The sequence below is a fragment of the Pseudomonas sp. JC1203 genome (assembly GCF_056175065.1).
In genome coordinates this window covers 1-6,164 of sequence record NZ_JBWCAM010000038.1, presented here as the reverse complement: position 1 = coordinate 6,164, position 6,164 = coordinate 1, and the positions used below count along the sequence as shown (strand labels likewise).

The following is a 6,164-nucleotide window of genomic DNA, read 5'->3' as shown; positions in this document are numbered from 1 at the left end:
GCGGGGGCGCCGCCCGCGGGGGGGTGGGGGGGGGGGGGGGGGCGCGCCGGCCCCCCCCCCCCCGCTGCTACGGGTGGGGGTGTCAGTGGGAGTGGCGGGGCACTTCGGCGCCGCGGCAGCCTACCAGGAAGTCGAAGTCGCAACCCTGGTCGGCCTGCATCACATGGTCCACGTACAGCTGGCGGTAGCCGCCGGCCAGCAGGTTGTGCACCGGCGCCTGCCAGTCGGCCAGGCGCGCCGCCAATTCGGCGTCGCTGATGTCCAGGTGCAGGCGCCCGGTGCTGCAGTCCAGTTCGATGTAGTCGCCTTCCTTCACCGCTGCCAGCGGGCCACCGGCCGCCGCTTCCGGCGCCACGTGCAGCACCACGGTGCCGTAGGCGGTGCCGCTCATGCGTGCGTCCGAGATGCGCACCATGTCGGTCACGCCCTGGGCCAGCAGCTTGGCCGGCAGGCCCATGTTGCCCACCTCGGCCATGCCCGGGTAGCCCTTGGGGCCGCAGTTTTTCATCACCAGGATGGAGTCGGCGTCCACGTCCAGTTCCGGGTCGTTGATGCGCGCCTTGTACTGGTCGAAGTTTTCGAACACCACGGCGCGGCCACGGTGTTTCATCAGCGCCGGGGTGGCGGCGGAGGGCTTGAGCACCGCGCCCAGCGGCGCCAGGTTGCCGCGCAGCACGCAGATGCCGCCGTCGGCTACCAGCGGGTTGTCGATGGCGCGAATCACCTCGTCGTCACCATAGATGGGCGAGTTGCGCACGTTGTCCCACAGGCTCTTGCCATTGACGGTAAGGGCCTCGGGGTTGGGGATCAGGTTGTTTTCGCCCAGGCGGCGCAGCACGGCGGGCAGGCCGCCGGCGTAGTAGAACTCTTCCATCAGGAAGCGCCCGGACGGCTGCAGGTCCACCAGGGTAGGGGTGCCGCGGCCGATGCGGGTCCAGTCGTCCAGTTCCAGGTCGACGCCGATGCGCCCGGCGATGGCCTTCAGGTGGATCACGGCATTGGTGGACCCGCCGATGGCAGCGTTGACGCGGATGGCGTTTTCGAAGGCTTCGCGGGTGAGGATCTTCGACAGGCGCAGGTCTTCCTTGACCATCTCCACGGCGCGCATGCCGGACATGTGCGCCAGCACGTAGCGGCGCGAATCCACCGCTGGAATGGCAGCGTTGTGCGGCAGCGAGGTGCCCAATGCTTCGGCCATGCAGGCCATGGTCGAGGCCGTGCCCATGGTGTTGCAGGTGCCGGCCGAGCGCGACATGCCGGCTTCGGCGGAAAGGAATTCGTCCAGGCTGATCTGCCCGGCCTTCAGCGATTCATGCATCTGCCAGACGATGGTGCCGGCGCCGATGTCGCGGCCCTTGTGCTTGCCGTTGAGCATCGGCCCGCCGGTGACGACGATGGCCGGCACGTCGCAGCTGGCAGCGCCCATCAGCAGTGCGGGGGTGGTCTTGTCACAGCCGGTCAGCAGCACCACGCCGTCGATAGGGTTGCCGCGAATGGCCTCCTCCGCGTCCATGCTCGCCAGGTTGCGGGTGAGCATGGCGGTGGGGCGCAGGTTGGATTCGCCATTGGAGAACACCGGGAATTCCACCGGGAAGCCGCCCGCTTCCAGCACACCGCGCTTGACGTGCTCGGCGATGGTACGGAAGTGAGCGTTGCAAGGGGTCAGCTCGGACCAGGTGTTGCAGATACCGATGATCGGCTTGCCATGGAATTGATGGTCGGCGATGCCCTGGTTCTTCATCCAGCTGCGGTACATGAAGCCGTTCTTGTCGGCGGTGCCGAACCATTGGGCCGAACGCAGGGTAGGTTTCTTATCAGACATGGGAGCTCTCTTATTGTAAGACTTAATGGCGGCGCTGATAGCTAAAATAGGCCTAAAATCCCAACATGTGAAGTCGTTGTTCGTTAAATAGTAATACTATATAGTCGTTCGCAACGGAGGACGGCCTGCCGATCCCCATCCATAACAAGAACAATTGGAGACCGTTGCCATGAGCGAAGAACTGCGCCTGGTCAGGCGTATCACCCTCAAACTGATCCCCTTCCTGATTCTGCTGTACCTGGTGGCCTACGTGGACCGCTCGGCGGTGGGCTTCGCCAAGCTGCACATGGGTTCCGACGTGGGCATCGGCGACGCCGCCTACGGCATGGGCGCCGGGCTGTTCTTCATCGGCTACTTCCTGTTGGAGATCCCCAGCAACCTGCTGCTGACCCGCTTCGGCGCACGGCGCTGGTTCGCGCGCATCATGATCACCTGGGGCGCCATCACCATCGGCATGGCGTTCGTGCAGGGGCCCAACAGCTTCTACGTGATGCGCTTCCTGCTGGGCGCCGCCGAGGCGGGCTTCTTCCCCGGCGTGCTGTACTACATCACCCAATGGTTCCCGGTGCGCCACCGCGGCAAGATCCTCGGCCTGTTCATCCTCTCGCAACCCATCGCCATGATGATCACCGGGCCTGTGTCCGGCGGGCTGCTGGGCATGGATGGGGTGCTGGGGCTGCACGGCTGGCAGTGGCTGTTCATTGCCATCGGCACGCCGGCCATCGTGCTGACCTGGCCGGTGCTGCGCTGGTTGCCGGACGGCCCGGCGCACGTTCAGTGGCTGACGGCGGCGGAAAAAAGCTGGCTGAGCGCCGAATTGCAGAAGGACCTGGATACCTACGGCCAGACCCGCCACGGCAACCCGCTGAACGCGTTGAAGGATTTCCGCGTGCTGTTGCTGGCGCTGTTCTACCTGCCGGTGACCCTGAGCATTTATGGCCTGGGCCTGTGGCTGCCGACGCTGATCAAGCAGTTTGGCGGCAGCGACCTGGTCACCGGTTTCGTCTCGTCGGTGCCCTACGTTTTCGGCATCGTCGGCCTGCTGATCGTGCCGCGCAGTTCCGACCGCCTCAACGACCGCTATGGCCACCTGGCCGTGCTCTACGTACTGGGCGCCGCCGGCCTGTTCTTCAGCGCCTGGCTGAGTGTACCGGTGCTGCAATTGGCAGCCCTGAGCCTGGTGGCCTTTGCGCTGTTTTCCTGCACGGCAGTGTTCTGGACCCTGCCGGGGCGCTTCTTCGCGGGTGCCAGTGCGGCCGCCGGCATTGCCCTGATCAACTCGGTGGGCAACCTGGGCGGCTACATCGGCCCGTTCGTGATTGGTGCGCTCAAGGAGTACACCGGCAACCTGGCCAGCGGCCTGTATTTCCTCACCGGCGTGATGCTGTTCGGCCTGGCCTTGACCGGGGTGGTCTACCGCCTGCTGGAGCGCCGCCACGCGCTGCCGGCCGAACAGTTCGCCGCCAGTGCCCGCAGCGCGCAACCCAGCGCACGTACCTGACAACAAAAGGGAGCAGCAACCATGCGTCTAGTGCAATTCCAATTGAATGATGGCCAGCGCCGCGTGGGCCTGGTGGACAGTGACCGCGTGCACGAAGTGCGCGGTGCCAACAGCGTGCGCGAACTGGCCCTGGCCGCGATCGAGGCCGGCATCGGCCTGGCGCGCCATGTCGATGACCTGGGCCTGGGCCAGCACCACGATTACCTGCAACTGCTGGACGAAGGCCGCATCCTGCCGCCGCTGGACCACCCCGACCCTGCGCACATGCTGATCACCGGCACCGGCCTGACCCACCTGGGCAGCGCCGCCACCCGCGACAAGATGCACCAGCAGGTGGGCGAGGAAGCCGCGGTCACCGACAGCATGAAAATCTTCAAGTGGGGCCTGGATGGCGGCAAACCGGCGGCGGGGCAGGCCGGGGTGCAGCCCGAATGGTTCTACAAGGGTGACGGCGGCATTGTCGTGCGCCCCGGCGGCGAATTCCCGGTGCCGCCGTTCGCCGAAGACGCCGGCGAGGAGCCGGAGTTGGGCGGGATGTACGTCATCGGTCGTGACGGCAAGCCGTACCGCCTGGGCTTCGCCCTGGGCAACGAGTTTTCCGACCACGTGATGGAGCGCAAGAACTACCTGTACCTGGCGCACTCTAAATTGCGCCACTGCTCCTACGGCCCGGAATTGCGGGTAGGCGAGCTGCCCACGCACCTGGCGGGTATCAGCCGCATCTGGCGCGACGGCAAACTGCTGTGGGAGAAAGAATTCCTCAGCGGCGAAGGCAATATGTGCCACAGCTTCGACAACCTGGAGTATCACCACTTCAAGTACGCGCAATTCCTGCGCCCAGGCGATGTGCACATCCATTTCTTTGGCACTGCGACGCTGTCGTTCGCCGACGGCATCAGCACCCAGGTGGGCGACCGTTTCGAGATCAGCCTGGACGAGTTCGGCGCGCCGCTGAACAACCGCGTCGGCCGTGGCGAGGCGGCGTTCGCCCCTGGCAGTATCGGCAAGCTTTGAGGAGGCACCATGATTCGTGGTCATAACTACATTGGCGGGCGCCGCAGCGCCCAGGGCGCGGCAGTGGTCAAGAGCGTCGACGCCAGCACCGGCGCCGAACTGCCGTTCGACTTTCACCAGGCCACCCCTGAAGAAGTCGACGCCGCCGCCCGCGCGGCCAAGCAGGCGTACCCGCTGTACCGACGCCTGAGCAGCGAGCGGCGGGCGCAGTTCCTGGAAGCGATTGCCGACGAGCTGGACGCGCTGGGTGATGACTTCGTTGCCCTGGTGACCCAGGAAACCGCCCTGCCGGCGCCGCGCATCCAGGGCGAGCGCGGCCGTACCAGCGGGCAGATGCGCCTGTTCGCCAAGGTGCTGCGCCGTGGCGATTTCTACGGCGCGCGCATCGACCGCGCGCTGCCCGAGCGCACGCCGCTGCCGCGCCCGGACCTGCGCCAGTACCGCATCGGCGTAGGCCCGGTGGCGGTGTTCGGCGCCAGCAACTTCCCGCTGGCGTTCTCCACTGCCGGCGGCGACACCGCCGCCGCCCTGGCCGCCGGCTGCCCGGTGGTGTTCAAGGCCCACAGCGGCCACATGGCCACCGCCGAGCGGGTCGCGGACGCGATCATTCGCGCCGCCGAGCGCACCGAGATGCCTGCCGGCGTGTTCAACATGATCTACGGCGCCGGGGTAGGGGAGGCGCTGGTCAAGCACCCGGCCATCCAGGCCGTGGGCTTCACGGGGTCGTTGAAAGGCGGCCGTGCCTTGTGCGACATGGCGGCGGCGCGGCCGCAGCCGATCCCGGTGTTCGCCGAAATGTCGAGCATCAACCCGGTGATCCTGTTGCCCCAGGCGCTGGAACTGCGCGGGGAAACCGTGGCCCGCGAGCTGACCGCCTCGGTGGTGCAGGGCTGCGGGCAGTTCTGCACCAACCCCGGGCTGGTGATTGGCCTGCGTTCGCCGGGTTTCAGTGTGTTCGCCCAACAACTGGCGGCCGCCATGGGCGCGCAACCGGCCCAGACCATGCTCAACGCAGGCACCTTGCGCAGTTACGCCAAGGGCCTGGAAGCACTGCACGCCCACCCCGGCATTCGCCACCTGGCGGGCAGCACCCAGCAAGGCGCGCAGGCGCAGCCGCAGCTGTTCCAGGCCGATGTGCAATTGCTGCTGGACGGTGATGAAGTGCTGCAGGAAGAGGTGTTCGGCCCGACGACCGTGCTGGTCGAGGTTGCCGATCAATACCAGCTGAACGCCGCACTTGAGGCCTTGCATGGCCAACTGACCGCCACGCTGATCGGTGAGCCGGCCGACTTCCGTCACCACGCCGAGCTGACCGCGCTGCTGGAGCAGAAGGTCGGGCGCATCCTGCTCAATGGCTACCCGACGGGCGTCGAGGTCTGCGAGGCGATGGTCCACGGCGGCCCTTACCCTGCCACCTCGGACTCGCGTGGCACCTCGGTGGGCACCCTGGCCATCGACCGCTTCCTGCGCCCGGTGTGCTTCCAGAACTACCCCGACGAGTTGCTGCCCGAAGCGCTGCGCAACGCCAACCCGCTGGGCCTGACGCGCCTGGTAGACGGCGCCCCCAGCCGCGACGCCTTGTAAAGCCCCGTAGCAGCGGCCGCAGGCCGCGTCCCGCCCCCCCGCGTAATGCCAGGTAAACTGCGGTGGGCAGGACGCAGCCTTCGGCAGCTTGTGTCTAGAGAAGGGAATAGAATCTAAGGTGAGAGCGGTGAATGGCAGGTTGTTCGGCAGCAGTGTTGATAAGCACGTGTAGCAGCAGAACCGCCATTCACCTCTCCGCTCTGGCTACAAGCCCGAACAGTTGAACGAGCCGACCTCGAACAT

The 6,164-nt window shown here is 66.5% G+C and carries 4 protein-coding genes; 3 read left to right on the top strand and 1 reads right to left on the bottom strand.

Annotation, left to right across the window (positions count from 1 at the left end; all coding sequences use genetic code 11):
• Positions 1 to 82 precede the first annotated feature (82 nt).
• The gene (locus AC0SZ7_RS31415; RefSeq protein ID WP_475507969.1) at positions 83 to 1,822 is read right to left on the bottom strand and encodes an IlvD/Edd family dehydratase; all 1,740 of its coding nucleotides are present in this window, start codon (positions 1,820 to 1,822) and stop codon (positions 83 to 85) included.
• A gap of 169 nt (positions 1,823 to 1,991) precedes the next feature.
• Here AC0SZ7_RS31415 and AC0SZ7_RS31410 point away from each other — a divergent pair, with 169 nt between their 5' ends.
• From AC0SZ7_RS31410 to AC0SZ7_RS31400, 3 genes are read left to right on the top strand one after another with little or no spacing between them, the layout of a single operon-like run.
• Positions 1,992 to 3,323 carry an MFS transporter gene (locus tag AC0SZ7_RS31410; protein WP_475507968.1) on the top strand — a complete coding sequence of 444 codons (1,332 nt, stop codon included), beginning with the start codon at positions 1,992 to 1,994 and terminating at the stop codon, positions 3,321 to 3,323.
• A 21-nt stretch (positions 3,324 to 3,344) separates the two neighbouring features.
• Complete coding sequence (gene araD1, locus AC0SZ7_RS31405; RefSeq protein WP_475507967.1) at positions 3,345 to 4,337, top strand: AraD1 family protein; 993 nt, start codon at positions 3,345 to 3,347, stop codon at positions 4,335 to 4,337.
• Between the two features lie 9 nt (positions 4,338 to 4,346).
• Positions 4,347 to 5,921, top strand: a complete 1,575-nt coding sequence (locus AC0SZ7_RS31400; protein ID WP_475507966.1) for an aldehyde dehydrogenase (NADP(+)) — start codon at positions 4,347 to 4,349, stop codon at positions 5,919 to 5,921.
• Positions 5,922 to 6,164 lie beyond the last annotated feature (243 nt).